Consider the following 16,256-nt stretch of genomic DNA (forward strand, 5'->3'; position numbering starts at 1 on the left):
GCGGCAAATGGCCTGCTCGGGATGGCGCTTCAGCTGACCGTTTTTCCGGCCAGACGTTCTTCCTCGCGCAGGGTCAGCACTTCATAACCGTCAGCAGTGACCGCAACGGTGTGTTCCCACTGCGCCGACAGCGCGCCGTCGCGGGTGATCACCGTCCAGCCATCTTTCAGCTCGCGGGTGCCGCGCGCGCCCTGGTTGATCATCGGCTCGATGGTGAAGACCATGCCCGGCTTGAGCTTCATGCCCATGCCGCGTTGGCCGAAGTGGAGGATTTCCGGTTTTTCGTGCATCTGCTGGCCGATGCCATGGCCACAGTATTCACGTACTACGCTGTAGCCAGCCGCTTCGGCGGTGCTCTGAATGGCGTGGCCGATGTCGCCCAGAGTGGCCCCCGGGCGAACTTGCTCGATGCCGCGCCAGAGCGCGTCATAAGTGGTTTCTACCAACCGCTCGGCTTCAGCGCTGATCGCGCCGATGCGGTACATCTTCGACGAGTCGGCGATATAACCGCCTTGTTCCAGGGTGATGTCGACGTTGACGACCGAGCCTTCAGCGAGCACTTCGTCAGCCTTGGGCATGCCGTGACAGACGACGTGATCGACCGAAGTGTTCAGCGAATAGGGAAAACCGTATTGGCCCTTGCTGGCCGGCCGGGCGCGCAGGGTCTGGACGATGAACGCCTCGGCGTGGTCGTTGATCTGCATCGTGGTCACGCCGGGGCGGATGAAGCCGTCGAGTTCGGCAAACACTTGCGCCAGCAACTGGCCGGCGCGGCGCATCAGGTCGAGTTGTTCGGCTGTCTTGAGGATGGCTTGGGACATTGGCGCTTCAAAGACCTCACTTGAATCAGGCTGCAGCATATCCCCATGGCACCCAGCCTTGCCACCGCAGCGCCGTGCCCCAGGATGGGGACACGTGCACCAAGACGAGTCGAAAATCCCCCCATAGGCGGCGCATCGACTTTCTCGCTACTACCGTCTGCACCCGCGCCGATCCGCTGTAGCGGCCTTGCCGGGGCGCCGGACCGGTCGGAAAGGGCCGCAAAGCGGACCCATGGTTCACCTCAATACCCCAGAACTGGCACAGTCCCTGCTTTGACCCAGCTACAACACGCCCCACTGATCAACGGCGATCAATCAGGGGCCTCACCCAGATGAGAACAGGCAAAGGCGCCTGGAGCTTCGGCTCCAGGCGTTTTTTTTTGTCTTTGCGGCGGCCAACCCCGCCAACCCGTGATCGAGGATCGGCTATGCAGGCAACAGCGAACGGCGGACAACTTCAGCGACTGGTCATCGTCGGCAACGGCATGGTCGGCCATCACTGCGTCGAGCAACTGGTCGAGCGCGGCGCATTGGCGCGCTTCGAGGTGCGCGTATTCGGCGAGGAGCGTCAGCGCGCCTACGATCGCGTACATCTCTCAGAGTACTTCGCCGGCAGCGACAGCGAAGCGCTGGCCATGTGCGAGGCGGATTTCTACGATCGCCACGGCGTGCACCTGCACCTCGGCGAGGGCGTGCTCGAGATCGATCGCGAGCGCTGTGAAGTGGTCACCGCAGAGGGCCGTTATGGCTACGACCAGTTGGTCCTGGCCACCGGCTCTTATCCGTTCGTGCCGCCAGTCGAAGGCTCCAGCGGCACGTCGCGGCTGGTCTATCGCACTCTGGATGACCTTGACGCCATTCGCGCCGCCGCCAGCGGCAGCCGCCGGGGTGTGGTGGTCGGTGGCGGCTTGCTGGGCCTCGAGGCGGCCAACGCCTTGAAGTCGCTGGGCCTGGAAGCACACGTGGTGGAGTTCGCGCCGCGCTTGATGCCGGTGCAGCTCGACAGCGAAGGCGGCGCGGCATTGAAGGCGCAGATCGAGGCGCTGGGCGTGGGGGTGCATGTGTCACGCGCCACCCAGTCGATCAGCACCGGCAGTGAGTACCGCTATCGAATGAATTTCGACGGTGGCGAGTATCTTGAAACCGACCTGATCGTGTTCTCTGCCGGTATCCGCGCACAAGACGCCCTCGGCCGCGCCTGCGGCCTGGAGATTGGTGCGCGTGGCGGGGTGGCGATCGACCACGATTGCCGCAGCAGCGACCCGCAGATCTTCGCCATCGGCGAGTGCGCCTCGTGGAATGGCAGCGTGTTCGGCCTGGTCGCGCCCGGTTACAGCATGGCGCGCAACCTTGCTGCGCTGTTGCTTGGTGAAACGTCCACCCCGTTCACCGGCGCCGACATGTCAACCAAACTCAAGCTGCTTGGAGTCGATGTCGGCTCGATCGGCGACGCCCACGGCGCGACTCCTGGCGCGCGCAGTTACCGCTTCATCGACGAGGCCAACGCGGCCTATCGCCGGCTGGTGGTCGATGCCAGCGGCACGCACGTGCTCGGCGCGGTGCTGGTCGGTGACAACAGCTACTACGACACCCTGCTGCAGTACTGCCAGAACGGCATTGCCCTGCCAGCTGATCCGGCCACGCTGATCCTGCCGCAGGGCGGCGGCGCGCCGGCGCTGGGTGCCGATGCCTTGCCCGATACGGCGACCATCTGCTCCTGCCACAACGTCAGCAAGGGCGCGGTCTGTGCGGCCATCGACAGCGGCTGCAGCGACCTCGCCGCGGTCAAGAGTTGCACCAAGGCGGCCAGCGGTTGCGGCGGTTGCGCGGCGCTGCTCAAGCAGGTCTTCGAGCACGAGTTGACTGCCCGTGGGGTCACCGTCGACAAGAGCCTGTGCGAGCACTTCGGCTATACCCGCCAGGAGCTTTATGGGCTGGTCCGGGTCGAGGGCATCCGCACTTTCAATGAGCTGCTCGAGCGTCACGGTAAAGGCCATGTCGGCTGTGACATCTGCAAACCGGCGGTGGGTTCGATCCTGGCCTCGTGCTGGAACCAGCCGATCATGGACGCCGCGCTGGTGCCGCTGCAGGACACCAACGACACCTTCATGGCCAACATGCAGAAAAACGGCACCTACTCGGTGGTGCCGCGCATTCCCGGTGGCGAGATAACCCCGGACAAGCTGATCGTGATCGGCCAGGTGGCGAAAAAATACGACCTCTATACCAAGATCACCGGCGGTCAGCGCATCGACCTGTTCGGCGCGCAGTTGCACGAACTGCCGCTGATCTGGGGCGAGCTGATCGCTGCAGGCTTCGAGACCGGCCACGCTTATGGCAAGTCGACGCGTACGGTCAAATCCTGCGTCGGCAGCACCTGGTGCCGCTACGGCGTGCAGGACAGCGTGGCCATGGCCCTGCGCCTGGAAGACCGCTACAAGGGCCTGCGCTCGCCGCACAAACTCAAGTTTGCCGTATCCGGCTGCACCCGCGAGTGCGCCGAGGCGCAGAGCAAGGACATCGGCGTGATCGCCACCGACAAGGGCTGGAACCTCTACGTCTGCGGCAACGGCGGCATGCGCCCGCGGCATGCCGAGTTGTTTGCCACCGACCTCGATGACGACAGCCTGATCCGCATGATCGACCGCGTGCTGATGTTCTACATCCGCACTGCCGACAAGCTGCAGCGCACCTCGGTCTGGCGCGAGGGCCTGGAAGGTGGCCTGGATTACCTCAAGGCGGTGATCCTTGATGACAGCCTGCTGCTTGGCGCCGAGCTCGAAGCGCAGATGCAGCACGTGGTCGATCAGTATGAATGCGAGTGGGCCAACGCCCTCAACGATCCAGAAAAACTCAAACGGTTCCGCACCTTCGTCAATGACCAGCGCGCTGACCCGGACGTGCACTTTGTGCGTGAACGCGAACAACGCCGGCCGGTGGCCGCGCTGCACCTGATCCCAACTGTCGAGGAGGCTGTCTGATGAACTCATGCAATGTCGCAGTAGCGCAACAACCCAACTGGCAAACAGTTTGCCAGCGCGGCGATCTGGTCGCCGATTCCGGTGTAGTGGTGTGGCTGGACGGCGAGCAGGTGGCGCTGTTCTACCTGCCTGGCCAGGCTCAGCCGCTTTATGCCGTGGCCAATCGCGACCCGCGCTCGGGCGCCAATATCATCGGCCGCGGCCTGATCGGTAGCATCGGTGGCGAGCTGACGGTGGCGGCGCCGTTGTACAAGCAGCACTTCAGCCTGCGCAGCGGGCGCTGCCTGGAAGACCCGCAGCAGGCGCTGCGGACCTGGCCGGTGCGCCTGGCAGGGGAGGCTGTCGAGGTGGCGATGCGCTAAGATGGCTGACCGACGCTGATCGCGGGCAGAGCTGCTCTTACGCATGAATCTCGACACTCGAATCAAGTACCGCCACTTGCTGTGCTTTCTGGAAATCGCCCGCCAGGGCAGCCTGGCGCGTGCGGCCGACGTTCTGGCGATCAGCCAGCCAGCGATTTCCAAGACCCTCAAGGAGCTTGAGCAGTTGCTCGAGACGCGGCTGTTCGAGCGCACTCGGTTGGGCGTCGAGCTGACCACCGCTGGCACGCGCTTCATGCGCTACGCTGGCCCCAGCGTGCAGGCCCTGCGCGATGGCGTGAGCAGTGTGCGCGGCGAGGCGCGGGCGCCGTCGCAGGTGCGCATTGGCGTGCTCTCGACCGTCGAAGGCCTGCTCATGCCGGAGGCGCTGTGCCGCCTGCATCAGCGCCATCAGGCGTTGCTGATCAGCGTGAGCACCGGGGTCAGTGCGCAGTTGCTCGGCCAATTGCGCCTGGGTGAGCTGGAGTTGGTAGTCGGGCGCATGACCGACAGCCCGCAGATTCAGGGCTTGTCATTCGAGCACCTGTACAGCGAATCGATGAGTCTGGTGGTGCGTCCGGGCCATCCGCTGCTGGCGCTACAGCCGCTCGAACGCAGCCGGGTTGGCGACTATCCGCTGGTGTTGCCTCCGCTTGGCACCACCATCCGCCAACACGCCGACAGCCTGTTTGTGCAGTGCGGCATCCACATGCCGGCGCAACGTCTGGAGACCTTGTCGCTGGCGCTGAGCCGGCGCTACCTGCTGGGCAGCGATGCAGTCTGGGTCGCCCCGCGTGACGCGGTGCTGATCGACCTGGGCCGCGGCGAGCTGGTCGAGCTGGACCTTGGCATCTACGAACCGGGTGGCTCGGTGGGCATCTGCCGCAATGCCGCGCTGCCGCAGAGCCTTCCGGCGCAGTGGGTGTGCGAGGTGCTGCGCGAGTTGGCCGGGGAGTACCGCGAAGGGCTTTATCCCTGACGGATCTGTCATGTTTCGCAGGGCAGACATAAATAGCCACAATACCCGCCGCAGGTAGCATCTGGGCTCAATACTGGCCAGTGGCTGCAGCGTTGCCATGAACAACCTTTCACCTACTGAACTTACTGCCCGCAAGCGGCTCCTATGCCGGTAGCCATTGGTAACGACCGCCTGCTAAGCTCGCGGCTTTACCCTGATTGCCCTTATGGCGCATGAACAAGGAACTAGCATGAAACAACATCGTTTGGCGGCTGCGGTTGCCCTGGTAAGTTTGGTTCTGGCGGGCTGCGACGCTCAGACCAGCGACGTCGAGCTAAAAACCCCGGCACAGAAAGCCTCCTACGGTATCGGCCTGAACATGGGCAAGAGCCTGGCTCAGGAAGGCATGGAAGACCTTGATTCGAAAGCAGTCGCCATGGGTATCGATGACGCTGTCAGCAAGAAAGAGCAGCGCATCAAGGATGACGAACTGGTCGAGGCCTTCACCGCGCTGCAAAAGCGTGCCGAAGAGCGTCTGACCAAAGCCAGCGAAGAAGCCGCATCGGCTGGCAAGAAGTTCCTCGAAGAAAACGCCAAGAAGCAGGGCGTTGTGACCACCGCTTCCGGCCTGCAGTACGAAGTCGTGAAGAAAGCCGATGGCCCACAGCCAAAAGCCTCTGACGTTGTGACCGTTCACTACGAAGGCAAGCTGATCGATGGCAAGGTGTTCGACAGCTCGGTCGAGCGCGGCAGCCCGATCGATCTGCCGGTCAGCGGTGTGATCCCAGGTTGGGTCGAAGGCCTGCAATTGATGCACGTCGGTGAGAAGTACAAGCTGTACATCCCGGCTGAGCTGGCTTACGGCGCACAGAGCCCGAGCCCGCTGATCCCGGCCAACTCGGTACTGGTGTTCGACCTGGAACTGCTGGCGATCAAAGATCCGAGCAAGCTCGAAGGCGCCGAGCCGCCAGCCGAAGCTCCGGCTCAGTAAGCCTTAGCGTGTCTACAACGCCCCGTCTCGACGGGGCGTTGTCGTTTTTGCGGGCACCCAGACGAACCTCGGCCGGCATTGCTTGTCCGAGATTGGGTGGCCGGTACATGTCTGCCCAATGACGCAAAACGTTTGCGCAGCTGTCACGATTGGGTAAAAAACGCCCGATCTAAGCGCGACCCTTGCCCTGTCGGCACGGGGCGGCGGAAACTGTGCCCTGTTCACAAGGTTATCCACAATAAATGTGGATAACCTCATCGCCCGGAGGCCCCATGAGTGCACCCTGGAATTTCAGCCGATTTCTGCCCCTCGCCGAGCGTCTGCTCAGCCGTGGCCGGTTGCCGGCGCTGTTGTTTGCGGTCGCGCGCAAAGGTCCCAAGCTTGGCCAACTGCGTGAAGACCTGCGCTTGATGCAGAGCCTGTGCCTGGCCTGGTGGCGCGGCGAGTACCGCGCCATCAGCCCGAAGGCGCTGGTGACCATCGTGGCCGGCCTGCTGTACTTCGTCAGCCCGCTGGATGCGATCCCCGACTGGCTGCTGGGCGTCGGCTTTCTCGATGACATCGCCGTGCTCGGCTGGGTATTGAAGACCGTGGCTGACGAATTGGGCCGTTTCAAGGCCTGGCGCGACGCTCAGACGCCAGAGCGTTTGCGCGTGGTAGAGCGCCTGCCAGACACCCCCGAGGCCCTGCGCCTGGAGCGCGGTATGCCTTGAATTCAGCCTGATCCGCGCAGACCCTCGCGCTTGGTCATATAATTGGCATAAAGGTTATGCCTAAGGGCTACATGCAGTAGTCCTACGTGAGGGGTTTGCAATGGAAATTCAGGTCATCAGCCGGGACGATAAGCCCGAATACGCCGTCATTCCCTGGGAGCAGTATCAGGCCCTGCTGGTCGCTGCCGGCCAGGCGCCTGCGTCCAGCCCTGCCAAGGCAGAGCAGACGCTAGCAGAGCCTGTTGCGGCGCCTGCCAGCCTGCCGGCAATCAGCGAGCTGGCCCGCCTGCGGGAAGCCAAGGGCCTGGCCCCTGAAGCGCTGGCGCGCAGCGTTGGCATCAGCCCGGCCTACCTGGCCATGATCGAAGCGGGCGAGCGTGAAGCGGGTGCGCCGATCCTGCGCAGCCTGGCCTGGCACCTGGGTATTGCTGGCTGGAGCGAGCCATCATGAGCGGCGTCAGGATCAGTCGCCAGCATTGGGATGGGCTGCTCGGCGAGCTGGACATGGCCCGCCGCCAGCGCCACCTGCTGACCTACCGTGCCCTGCTCGAGCGTCTGCAGCTGCCAACCCCGGCCATGCAGACGCTGACCGCCGCGCTGGAGCATCTGGCCGCTATCGACGCACGCGCAGAACAGCCGCTGCGCAGCTCGCTGGTGATCAGCCAGGGCGCTAGCCGCCTGCCGCGTACCGGCTTTTTCGAATGTGCCGAGCGCCTGGGCAGGTTTACCGGGCCGGTCGATGGCATGGAAGCAGCCTCCTGGCACGCCTCGGAAGTGGCCAGGGTATTCGAGCACCCCTATTCAGAAGAAGCCTGAGCGCCGCAGGGCGTTTGCCTGAGCAAACTGCAGACAAAGAAAAGGGGTGGACACCTAGGCGTCCACCCCCTTTTTTTGCGACTGGCGTCAGCCGGCGATCACTTCTTGGCTACAGACGAGCTCAGGCTCAGGTAGTCAAGCAGGATACGCCCGGTTTCGGCCAGGTAGGCGTCGTCTTCCGGTTTGGTGTCTTCATCTTCCACCGGTAGCGCGTCTTCGTCTTCTTTCTTCAGTTCCTTGAGCGGCTCTTCACCCTTGGCCTTGCGGCGGATGTTTTCCAGGGCCAGTTGCTTGCCCTCGATCTCATCGTGGCGGGCGCGACGGGTCTGCTCGTTGAGGCTGACGCTCTTCTCGCTCATCAGCTTCTGGCTCAGGGCCAGGCGGTCACGGATGTAGGTGAACTCGGCATCCTTGGCGCTACGGGCGTCGTGGCGGGCCTTCAGCTCGGTGAGGAACGGCTTGAACGGGTCCACGGCAGGCTTGATCGCCGGCTTGATGGTGTCCCATGGCATGGCCTCGGGCAGGGCGCTCTCGCCGATTTCCTTGGTGTCGATGATCGACGGGTAGTCGATATCCGGCAGCACGCCCTGATGCTGGGTGCTCTGCCCGGAAACCCGGTAGAACTTGGCCAGGGTCAGTTTCAGCTCACCATGGTTGAGCGGCTGGATGGTCTGCACGGTGCCTTTGCCGAAGGTCTGGCCACCGATGATCAAGGCGCGATGGTAGTCCTGCATGGCGCCGGCGAAAATCTCCGAAGCCGAGGCCGAGAGACGGTTGACCAGTAGCGTCAGCGGGCCTTTGTAGAAGGCGCCGCGGTTTTCATCCTCAAGCACATCGACGCGGCCGTCGCTGTTGCGTACCAGCACGGTCGGGCCTTTGTCGATGAACAGGCTGGTCAGCTCGGTGGCTTCCTGCAACGAGCCGCCGCCGTTGTTGCGCAGGTCGATGACCACGCCGTCGACTTTCTCGTTCTGCAGTTCGGTGAGCAGTTTCTTGACGTCGCGCGTGGTGCTCTTGTACTCAGGATCGCCGGCACGGTAGGCCTTGAAATCGAGGTAGAAGGCCGGGATCTCGATGATCCCCAGCTTGTAGTCACGGCCATCCTGCTTGAGCTTGAGCACCGACTTTTTTGCCGCCTGCTCTTCAAGCTTGACTGCTTCGCGGGTGATCGAAACGATTTTGCTGGTCTGGTCGCTCGGCGCATTGCTGGCCGGGATGACTTCAAGACGCACCACCGAACCTTTAGGGCCGCGGATCAGCTTGACCACTTCGTCCAGACGCCAGCCGACCACGTCGACCATTTCCTTGTTGCCCTGGGCCACACCGATGATCTTGTCGGCCGGGGCGACCTGTTTGGTCTTGGCGGCAGGGCCGGCCGGTACCAAACGGACGATCTTGACCTGATCGTTGTCATTCTGCAGCACCGCACCGATGCCTTCGAGCGACAGGCTCATGTTGATGTCGAAGTTTTCGGCGTTGTCCGGCGACAGGTAATTGGTGTGCGGGTCGTAGGACTGGGCGAAGGTGTTGATGTAGGCCTGGAAGATGTCTTCGGCACGGGTCTGGTCAAGCCGCGCAAGTTGGTTCTTGTAGCGCTTGATCAGGGTTTCCTGGATCTGCTTGAAGTCCTTGCCGGCGATCTTCTGGCGCAGCACTTCATCCTTGACCCGTTTGCGCCAGAGGTCGTCCAGCTCGGCGTCGTTTTTCAGCCATGGGGCGTCTTTGCGATCGACCAGCAGCGACTCGTCAACGGTGAAGTCGATCTTGTCGACACCCTTGTTGAGTTCGGCCAGGGCAAAGTCCAGGCGGGCTTTGACGCGGTTCAGGTAACGCTTGTAGATGGTGAAGCCCGGATCGAGATTGCCGCTCTTGAGGAAATCGTCGAACTGGGTCTTCCACTTGTCGAACTCGGCGATGTCCGAGGCCGTGAAGTAACTGCGCGATGGATCGAGCAGCTTGATGTAGCTGTCGTAGATGATCACCGAACGGGCGTCATCCAGTGGCGGCTTGCTGTAGTGGTGGCGCTTGAGCAGCTCGACCACATTGAGACTGGCAACCACCTCATCCCGGTCTGGCTGCAGGCTTTCCCACTTGTTGGCGGCGGCCGCATTGCCGCCAAGCGTCAGGCTGCCAACGCCAATGAGCAGGGCGAGGGCGGTGCTGGGCAGAAAATGCTTCATGCTGATTCGACGTAAAGGCAATTGATCACGCATAGTAGGCCGTCTATTCCGTTCGCCGGTTCCATGGAGCCGGGCAAATACTGCAAAAAGCCCGGGACAAGGCGATCCCGGGCTCAGTCATGACTCAACTATGGAGGCACTGTGAAGGCATTGCAAGGCGTTGACGGACATGTGGAGTGGGTCGAGGCCGAGCGCCCGACCTGTGATGCCGGCCAGGTACGCATTCGCGTAGCCGCGGCAGGCCTGAATCGGGCGGATATGCTTCAGATCGCGGGCAATTACCCACCGCCGCCGGGCGCCAGCCCTTACCTGGGGCTGGAATGTTCCGGGATCATCAGTGAAGTCGGCCCCGGCACCGACTGGCGCGTCGGCGAGCGCGTCTGTGCGCTGCTGGCGGGCGGTGGCATGGCCGAGGAAGTGGTGGTCGATGCTCGCCACGTGCTGCCGGTGCCCGAGGGCCTGAGCCTGCACGAAGCGGCGGCGATCCCCGAGGTGTATGCCACGGCCTGGCTGAATATCTTCCAGCTCGGCGGGCTCAAGCCTGGGGAAAAACTGCTGGTGCATGCCGGCGCCAGTGGCGTCGGCTCGGCGGCGATTCAACTGTGCAAAGCGCTGGGTAATCCGGTCTGGGTCAGCGTCGGCTCGCCAGAGCGGCTGGCCTACTGCGAGGCGCTGGGCGCTGCCGGTGGGGTGGTGCGCAATGCCAACCTCGATGACCTCAAGCAACTGGGCCCGTTCGACGTGATCCTTGACCCGGTTGGCGCCAGCTACGGCCCGCTCAATGTCGAGCTGCTGGCCCGCGACGGGCGCTGGGTGATGATCGGCTTGATGGGCGGGCGCAAGGTCGAACTGGACCTGGCGCAGATTCTCGGCAAGCGCCTGCAGCTGACCGGCTCGACCTTGCGCAATCGCGATGATGACTTCAAGGCCGAACTGCTCAAGGAGCTCGGCCAGCAGGTCTGGCCGTTGTTCACCGATGGCCGGCTCAAGGCGCAACTGGTGGACACCTATCCGGTCGCGTTCGCCGAGGCCGCCTACGCCGAGCTTGCGACCAATCAGGTCTCCGGCAAGCTGGTGCTGGTGATCGACCAGACGCTGGCCTGAGTCAGCCATGCCGGGGCTACGGCCCCGGCTGTTTCACTTCCAGGCGAGGATCGGCCAGCCATGCTGCTCGGCATGGGCGCGCAGGACCGGGTCAGGGTTGACTGCCTTGGGATGATCGACCTTGAGCAGCAGCGGCAGGTCATTGCGCGAGTCCGAATAGAAACTCGCGCCCTCGAGGTTTTCCTGTTCCTGATCCAGCCACTCCAGCAGCCGGGTGATCTTGCCCTCGCGGTAGGTCAGCACGCCATGAGTGTTGCCGGTGTACACGCCATTGACCGCTTCCAGTTCGATCGCCAGGTACTCGTCTACACCCAAGCGGGCTGCAATCGGCCCGACCAGGTGGGTGCCAGAAGCCGAGATGATCAGCACCCGATCACCTTGCTTGCGGTGCTCGGCAATGCAGCGGCAGGCGTCGCCGTAGATGATCGGCTCGATCACGTCTTCCACCCATGGCTCGACCAGGTGCGCCAACTCCTCCAGTGTGCGCCCGGCAACCGGCTCGAGGCTGAAGGCCATGTAGTCTTCCATGGCCATCTCACCCTTGCTGTACGCCTCCATCAGCTCGCGGTCACGGCGCAGAAACGACTCGCCATCGACCCAGCCCAGCCGCACCATGTGCTCGCTCCACAGCGACGCGCAGTCGCCATGGATCAAGGTTTCATCCAGATCGAAAATTGCCAAAGCCATCGGTACTTCTCCTGAGCTACTTCTATGCCACTTCGCGTAGCGCCGTTGGGTCGATAGCCAAGGATACCCGTTGACCGTCCGCATGCAGATCCTCTGACGAGCGATTGAGCACGTCAACCACCAGTTCGACACCGCGCACCTCGACCCGATAGCGGATGACGTTGCCGAGCAGGCTATGGCTGCGCACCAGGCCGTCCAGTTCGCCGGTGAGGCTCAGGCTGATCGACTCGGGGCGGATCGCCAGGCGGCTGCTGACCGGGCGTTGCAACAGGCGGCTGGCGCTGTCGGCATCGAGCAGGTTGTAGTTGCCGATAAAGCCTGCGGCAAACAGGTCCACCGGCGCGGTGTAGAGGGTTTCGGCGTCGCCACTCTGGACGATCCGGCCCTGGTTCATCAGGAAGATGCGGTCGGACATGGTCAGCGCCTCTTCCTGATCGTGGGTGACGAAGATCGTGGTCAGCCCCAGCTCGCGCTGAATTGCCCGAATCTGCTCGCGCAGGTGCTTGCGAATACGTGCATCCAGTGCCGACAGTGGCTCATCCAGCAGCAACAGGCGCGGCCTGGTCACCAGCGATCGGGCCAGCGCCACCCGCTGGCACTGGCCGCCCGACAACTGATGCGGATAGCGCCCGGCAAAGCTGCCCAGCTCGACCAGCTCGAGCACTTCGCGCACCCGCGTGCGGCTTTCTGCAGCAGGGGTTTTCTGCATGCGCAAACCGAAGGCGACGTTTTGCTCGACGGTCATGTTGGGGAACAGTGCATAGCTCTGAAAGACCATGCCGATGCCGCGTTTTTGCGGGCTCAGCGGTACCAGGTCGTGGCCGTCGAGGAGGATCCGGCCGCTGTCGACCGGGGTCAGCCCGGCAATGCAGCGCAGCAAGGTCGACTTGCCGCAACCGGACGGGCCGAGCAGGGTGACGAATTCGCCGCGCTGGATCTGGCAGTCGATATCGTCGAACACCGGGCTGCCGGCGTAACTCTTTTGCAGTTTCTCTACGCTGACGAAGCTCATCTCAGGGTTTGTCCTTGTTCAAGCGATTGGCCACCCAGGTCAACACCAGGACGAAGGCGAAATAGGAAATCACCAGCGCGCTGTTGAAGTGGCCGCTGCTGTTGCGCATGTTGTTCAGGTACACCTGCAGCGTTTCGTAGCGGGTGCCGACCAGCAGGTTGGCGAACACGAATTCGCCGAACAAAAACGAGAATGACAGCAACAGCGCCACCATCAGGCCCTTGCGCAGGTTTGGCAGCACCACCAGAAACGCCGCCTGCCAGGTGCTGGCACCGAGCAGTTGGGCAGCGTCCATCAGGTCGCGCAGGTTGATCGCCTGCAGGTTGTTGGTGATGGCCCGGTACATGAACGGCAGCGCTACGGTGAAGTAGCAGCCGATCAGAATCCACGGCGTGCCGACCATCGCCATCGGCCCGCTGCCATACAGCTGCAGCAAGCCCACCGACGACACCACCGGCGGTACCGCAAACGGCAGCAGGATGAGGATGTTCATCAGCGCATCCAGCCGCGGGAAGTGGTAATGCACCACAAACAGCAACGGCAGGATCAGCACCACCGACAACAGCAGCGCGCCGACGCACACCAGCAGCGACTGGCCGAAGGCGGCCAGAAAGCGCGGCTCGCTCCACAGCGCCGCGTACCATTTGAAAGTCAGGCCGCTGGGCAACAGGCTCGCCGACCAGCTGGTCGACAGTGAGTAGAGCAGGGTGCCGGCCAGCGGCAGCAGCAGGATCAGAAACAGCAGGTAGACCACGGCGCGGTGGTACCAGCCGCCAGGGCGGGATTCAGCGCGCATGGTAGCTCCTCTTCAACAGCCATTGATGAACCACCGTGACCAGCGTCATCAGCCCCACCAGCACCATCGCCAGGGCGCTGGCCAGGTTCGGGTCGAGGCTGATGTCGCCCGCCACCAGCGCCGCGATGCGGATCGGCAGCACGTTGAAATTGCCCGTAGTCAGTGCATAGACCGTGGCGTAGGCACCGAGGGCATTGGCCAGCAGAATCACGAAGGTGCCGAGCAGCGCCGGGGTCAGCACCGGCAGGCCGATGTGCCGCCAGAATTGCCAGTGGCTGGCGCCGAGCAGCGCCGCGGATTCGCGCCAGTCTTCACGCAGGGCGTCGAACGCCGGGTACAGCAGCAACACGCCGAGCGGGATCTGGAAGTAGGTGTACACCAGGATCAAGCCGGTCTTGGAATAGATGCTGAAGTCTTCGAGCAGGCCGACCTGCTTCAGCAGCAAGGTCAGTGCGCCGTTGAAGCCGAGCAGAATGATGAAAGCGAAGGCCAGCGGCACTCCGGCGAAGTTGCTGGTCATGTTGGCGAAGGCACTGACGAAGTCGCGCAGCTTCGAGTTGACCTGGCGCAGCGAATAGGCGCCAAGGGTGGCAATGATGATGCCGAACAGGCTCGACCAGAAGCTGATCTCCAGGCTGCGCTGCAGCGCCTGCAGATAAAACTTGGAGGCGAACACCTTGCTGAAGTTGTCCAGGCTCCAGCCGCCCTCGGCCTGCACGCTGTGAATCGCCACCCAGCCCAGCGGCGCGATCTGGAACACCAGAAAGAACAGCGCGAACGGCAGCAGGCAGAGCATGGCCAGGTAGCGCCCGCGGGTGCCGGCCATCACGACAGCAGCTCGCGGCAAACGCTTTTGTCATGGGCGGCGCCGAGCAGCTCGCAGATCGTTCCGCACAGCTCGGTCTGCAGCGGCTTGGCATTCTGGTCGAGGCTGAAGGCGCTGCCGAAGACGAACAGCGGCACCTCGCGCTCCTCGGCCAGCAGGCCATTGTGCGAGCGGTCGTTGTTCATGCCATGGTCGGCGGTCACCAGCACCTGGTAACCCTCTTCGAGCCAGCGCGGCAGGTAGTCGGCCAAGAGGATGTCGGCACCGCGCGCGGCATTGCGGTACTGGCTGCTGTCGAGGCCATGACGATGGCCGGCATCGTCGATGTTCATCGGGTGCACCAGCAGGAAATTCGGGGCGTGGCGGCGGCGCAGGTACTCGGCGTCGGCCAGCAGGTGCGAGTCGGGGTAGTGATCGGCGTAGTAGAACAGCCCGTGCTGGATCGGCAGCTTTGGCGCATGGGTATGGCGATCGCGCAGCGGGTCGAACGGCGAGCGATTGTACAGCTCGCTCATCCAGTGATAGGCCGCAGCCGCAGTGCCCAGGCCTGCCTCGCGGGCGTAGTGAAACACGCTGCGCTGGTTGGACAGGCGGTTGACGTTGTTGTGGACGATGCCGCTTTCCAGCGGTGGTACGCCGGTGAGAATACACTCGTAAAGCGGCCGCGACAGCGACGGCAGCTCGCACTGGACCCGGTACAGCGCAGCGCGGTCAGCCTCGACGTAAGCGTGCAGGTGGCCCATCGCATGGTGGGCGACCTCGTGGTTGAGGCCGTCGAGCAGGACCAGAATGACGTTGTGTTGCATGGAGACTCCACGGCAGGTGGATCACACGGTGGGGTTGCCCTCTGCCCCGCTGTTACGGTGCAGAGAGCTGTTCAGAGCATTACCCGAGCAAGCGTCATTCCATCTCGATGATGACCTGCTCCTGCCATTTTTGCGGCAGCGCCTTGGAGGTGGTCTCCCAGGCCGTGGCGTCCTTGATTGGCTGGGCCGGCGCGTACTGCTCATTGGGCAGCAGCTTGGCCTGTACATCAGCCGGCAGCTTCAGGTGCTCGGCACGGATCGGCCGCGCGTGGCCATTGGCCAGGTTGATCTGGCCGGCGTCGCTGAAGATGTATTCGCGAGCCAGCTTGGCCGCGTTGGGGTTTTTGGCGTACTTGTTGATGATGGTGGTGTAGCCCGAGGTAATCGAGCCGTCAGCCGGAATCAACACCTCGAAGCGCTCAGGGTCGATCTGCTGGCGGTAGCTCAGGCCATTGAAGTCCCAGACCACGCCGACTTCCACTTCGCCTTTCTCCAGGGTCTGGATGGTCGGGTTGGCCAGCGACAGGCGTTTCTGCTGAGCCAGTTTGGTGAACAGCTGCAGGCCTGGCTCGATGTTGCGTTCATCACCCTTGTAGGCGATGGCCGCGGCGAGCACGCCGTTGGCCGCTTGGGCTGCGGTGCCGACGTCACCGATGGCGACCTTGTACTTGCCCTTCTCGAGGTCGTGCCAGGTTTTCGGCCGCTCGCCTTCCTTGACCAGGTGCTTGTTGATGATGAAAGCAATGGTGCCGGTGTAGGCCAGCGCCCAGTGGCCGTCCTGGTCCTTGGCCCAGGTCGGTACCTGATCCCAGGTGCTTGGCTTGTACGGCTGGCTCACGCCCTTGGCCACGGCGATCGGGCCAAAGGCGGCACCGACGTCACCGATGTCGGCGCTGGCGTTGTCCTTTTCCGACTCGAACTTGGCGATTTCCTGCGCCGAGCTCATGTCGGTGTCCATGTGCTTGAGGCCGTACTTGCTGGCCAGGTCATCCCAGGTAGCTTTCCAGTTGGCCCACGCATCGGGCATGCCCACGCTATTCACCGCGCCTTCCTTGCGGGCTGCATCTTCCAGTGTCTTGAGGTCGTCGGCGGCCATTGCCGAGGTGCACAGGGCGATGGCCGAACCGAGCAATGACGCCATGAAAAACTGTTTCATCCGAAGCTCCTTGGGTGGGAATGCCTTGCAGGCGATATGAGGATGCAAAC

At 63.2% G+C, this 16,256-nt stretch carries 16 protein-coding genes; 8 read left to right on the top strand and 8 right to left on the bottom strand.

All coding sequences use genetic code 11. From position 1 onward, the window contains the following. Window positions 1-29: 29 nt before the first annotated feature. On the bottom strand, window positions 30-821 hold the full coding sequence (gene map / locus M2396_RS23430) for a type I methionyl aminopeptidase (protein WP_259078924.1): 792 nt from the start codon (window positions 819-821) through the stop codon (window positions 30-32). Between the two features lie 428 nt (window positions 822-1,249). Here map and nirB point away from each other — a divergent pair, with 428 nt between their 5' ends. The 7 genes from nirB (at window position 1,250) to M2396_RS23465 (ending at window position 7,639) form a co-directional block, all read left to right on the top strand. After that, window positions 1,250-3,802 (top strand): nitrite reductase large subunit NirB, encoded by a 2,553-nt coding sequence (nirB, locus tag M2396_RS23435; protein ID WP_259078925.1) that lies wholly within the window; start codon window positions 1,250-1,252, stop codon window positions 3,800-3,802. Then, window positions 3,802-4,164: a nitrite reductase small subunit NirD gene (gene nirD / locus M2396_RS23440; RefSeq protein WP_101321706.1), complete on the top strand. Its 363-nt coding sequence runs from the start codon at window positions 3,802-3,804 to the stop codon at window positions 4,162-4,164. Before nirB ends, nirD begins: the two co-directional genes overlap by 1 nt. A gap of 43 nt (window positions 4,165-4,207) precedes the next feature. Continuing rightward, window positions 4,208-5,140 (top strand): pca operon transcription factor PcaQ, encoded by a 933-nt coding sequence (gene pcaQ, locus M2396_RS23445; protein WP_101321705.1) that lies wholly within the window; start codon window positions 4,208-4,210, stop codon window positions 5,138-5,140. Window positions 5,141-5,369: 229 nt separating this feature from the next. Continuing rightward, window positions 5,370-6,110, top strand: coding sequence for an FKBP-type peptidyl-prolyl cis-trans isomerase (locus tag M2396_RS23450; RefSeq protein ID WP_101321704.1), 741 nt, complete (start codon window positions 5,370-5,372; stop codon window positions 6,108-6,110). Window positions 6,111-6,382: 272 nt separating this feature from the next. Then, complete coding sequence (locus tag M2396_RS23455; RefSeq protein WP_259078926.1) at window positions 6,383-6,823, top strand: YkvA family protein; 441 nt, start codon at window positions 6,383-6,385, stop codon at window positions 6,821-6,823. 100 nt (window positions 6,824-6,923) lie between these two features. Beyond that, window positions 6,924-7,274 (top strand): helix-turn-helix transcriptional regulator, encoded by a 351-nt coding sequence (locus M2396_RS23460; protein WP_259078927.1) that lies wholly within the window; start codon window positions 6,924-6,926, stop codon window positions 7,272-7,274. Next, window positions 7,271-7,639 (top strand): hypothetical protein, encoded by a 369-nt coding sequence (locus M2396_RS23465; protein ID WP_150572542.1) that lies wholly within the window; start codon window positions 7,271-7,273, stop codon window positions 7,637-7,639. The genes M2396_RS23460 and M2396_RS23465 overlap by 4 nt, the downstream gene beginning before the upstream one ends. A 98-nt stretch (window positions 7,640-7,737) precedes the next feature. Here the strand turns inward: M2396_RS23465 and M2396_RS23470 are convergent, their stop codons facing one another. After that, window positions 7,738-9,819 carry a carboxy terminal-processing peptidase gene (locus M2396_RS23470; RefSeq protein WP_259078928.1) on the bottom strand — a complete coding sequence of 694 codons (2,082 nt, stop codon included), beginning with the start codon at window positions 9,817-9,819 and terminating at the stop codon, window positions 7,738-7,740. Between the two features lie 141 nt (window positions 9,820-9,960). On the opposite strand from M2396_RS23470, the gene M2396_RS23475 reads away from it, so the two are divergent. Beyond that, the gene (locus M2396_RS23475) at window positions 9,961-10,923 is read left to right on the top strand and encodes an NAD(P)H-quinone oxidoreductase (RefSeq protein WP_150572543.1); all 963 of its coding nucleotides are present in this window, start codon (window positions 9,961-9,963) and stop codon (window positions 10,921-10,923) included. A gap of 33 nt (window positions 10,924-10,956) precedes the next feature. On the opposite strand, the gene M2396_RS23480 is transcribed toward M2396_RS23475, so the two are convergent. The 6 genes from M2396_RS23480 to M2396_RS23505 form a co-directional block, all read right to left on the bottom strand. Then, window positions 10,957-11,610: an HAD family phosphatase gene (locus M2396_RS23480; RefSeq protein WP_181088737.1), complete on the bottom strand. Its 654-nt coding sequence runs from the start codon at window positions 11,608-11,610 to the stop codon at window positions 10,957-10,959. Window positions 11,611-11,632: 22 nt separating this feature from the next. Then, the gene (locus M2396_RS23485) at window positions 11,633-12,622 is read right to left on the bottom strand and encodes an ABC transporter ATP-binding protein (RefSeq protein ID WP_259078930.1); all 990 of its coding nucleotides are present in this window, start codon (window positions 12,620-12,622) and stop codon (window positions 11,633-11,635) included. Window position 12,623: 1 nt separating this feature from the next. Then, window positions 12,624-13,418: an ABC transporter permease gene (locus M2396_RS23490; protein ID WP_150570918.1), complete on the bottom strand. Its 795-nt coding sequence runs from the start codon at window positions 13,416-13,418 to the stop codon at window positions 12,624-12,626. Then, complete coding sequence (locus M2396_RS23495) at window positions 13,408-14,244, bottom strand: ABC transporter permease subunit (RefSeq protein ID WP_191622849.1); 837 nt, start codon at window positions 14,242-14,244, stop codon at window positions 13,408-13,410. Before M2396_RS23495 ends, M2396_RS23490 begins: the two co-directional genes overlap by 11 nt. Next, window positions 14,244-15,050 (bottom strand): alkaline phosphatase family protein, encoded by an 807-nt coding sequence (locus M2396_RS23500; RefSeq protein ID WP_101321694.1) that lies wholly within the window; start codon window positions 15,048-15,050, stop codon window positions 14,244-14,246. Before M2396_RS23500 ends, M2396_RS23495 begins: the two co-directional genes overlap by 1 nt. 94 nt (window positions 15,051-15,144) lie before the next feature. After that, window positions 15,145-16,206 carry an ABC transporter substrate-binding protein gene (locus tag M2396_RS23505; RefSeq protein WP_259078933.1) on the bottom strand — a complete coding sequence of 354 codons (1,062 nt, stop codon included), beginning with the start codon at window positions 16,204-16,206 and terminating at the stop codon, window positions 15,145-15,147. Between the last annotated feature and the right edge of the window lie 50 nt (window positions 16,207-16,256).

The sequence above is a fragment of the Pseudomonas sp. BIGb0278 genome (genome assembly GCF_024809895.1).
Taxonomy (GTDB): domain Bacteria; phylum Pseudomonadota; class Gammaproteobacteria; order Pseudomonadales; family Pseudomonadaceae; genus Aquipseudomonas; species Aquipseudomonas shirazensis.

Excerpts from the sequence above, each read along its gene's own strand:
- pcaQ (WP_101321705.1), top strand. The coding sequence starts at position 4,208 with ATGAATCTCGACACTCGAATCAAGTACCGCCACTTGCTGTGCTTTCTG.
- M2396_RS23495 (WP_191622849.1), bottom strand. The coding sequence starts at position 14,244 with ATGGCCGGCACCCGCGGGCGCTACCTGGCCATGCTCTGCCTGCTGCCG.
- nirB (WP_259078925.1), top strand. The coding sequence starts at position 1,250 with ATGCAGGCAACAGCGAACGGCGGACAACTTCAGCGACTGGTCATCGTC.
- M2396_RS23490 (WP_150570918.1), bottom strand. The coding sequence starts at position 13,418 with ATGCGCGCTGAATCCCGCCCTGGCGGCTGGTACCACCGCGCCGTGGTC.
- M2396_RS23485 (WP_259078930.1), bottom strand. The coding sequence starts at position 12,622 with ATGAGCTTCGTCAGCGTAGAGAAACTGCAAAAGAGTTACGCCGGCAGC.
- nirD (WP_101321706.1), top strand. The coding sequence starts at position 3,802 with ATGAACTCATGCAATGTCGCAGTAGCGCAACAACCCAACTGGCAAACA.
- M2396_RS23480 (WP_181088737.1), bottom strand. The coding sequence starts at position 11,610 with ATGGCTTTGGCAATTTTCGATCTGGATGAAACCTTGATCCATGGCGAC.
- M2396_RS23500 (WP_101321694.1), bottom strand. The coding sequence starts at position 15,050 with ATGCAACACAACGTCATTCTGGTCCTGCTCGACGGCCTCAACCACGAG.
- M2396_RS23450 (WP_101321704.1), top strand. The coding sequence starts at position 5,370 with ATGAAACAACATCGTTTGGCGGCTGCGGTTGCCCTGGTAAGTTTGGTT.
- map (WP_259078924.1), bottom strand. The coding sequence starts at position 821 with ATGTCCCAAGCCATCCTCAAGACAGCCGAACAACTCGACCTGATGCGC.
- M2396_RS23465 (WP_150572542.1), top strand. The coding sequence starts at position 7,271 with ATGAGCGGCGTCAGGATCAGTCGCCAGCATTGGGATGGGCTGCTCGGC.
- M2396_RS23455 (WP_259078926.1), top strand. The coding sequence starts at position 6,383 with ATGAGTGCACCCTGGAATTTCAGCCGATTTCTGCCCCTCGCCGAGCGT.
- M2396_RS23470 (WP_259078928.1), bottom strand. The coding sequence starts at position 9,819 with ATGAAGCATTTTCTGCCCAGCACCGCCCTCGCCCTGCTCATTGGCGTT.
- M2396_RS23460 (WP_259078927.1), top strand. The coding sequence starts at position 6,924 with ATGGAAATTCAGGTCATCAGCCGGGACGATAAGCCCGAATACGCCGTC.
- M2396_RS23505 (WP_259078933.1), bottom strand. The coding sequence starts at position 16,206 with ATGAAACAGTTTTTCATGGCGTCATTGCTCGGTTCGGCCATCGCCCTG.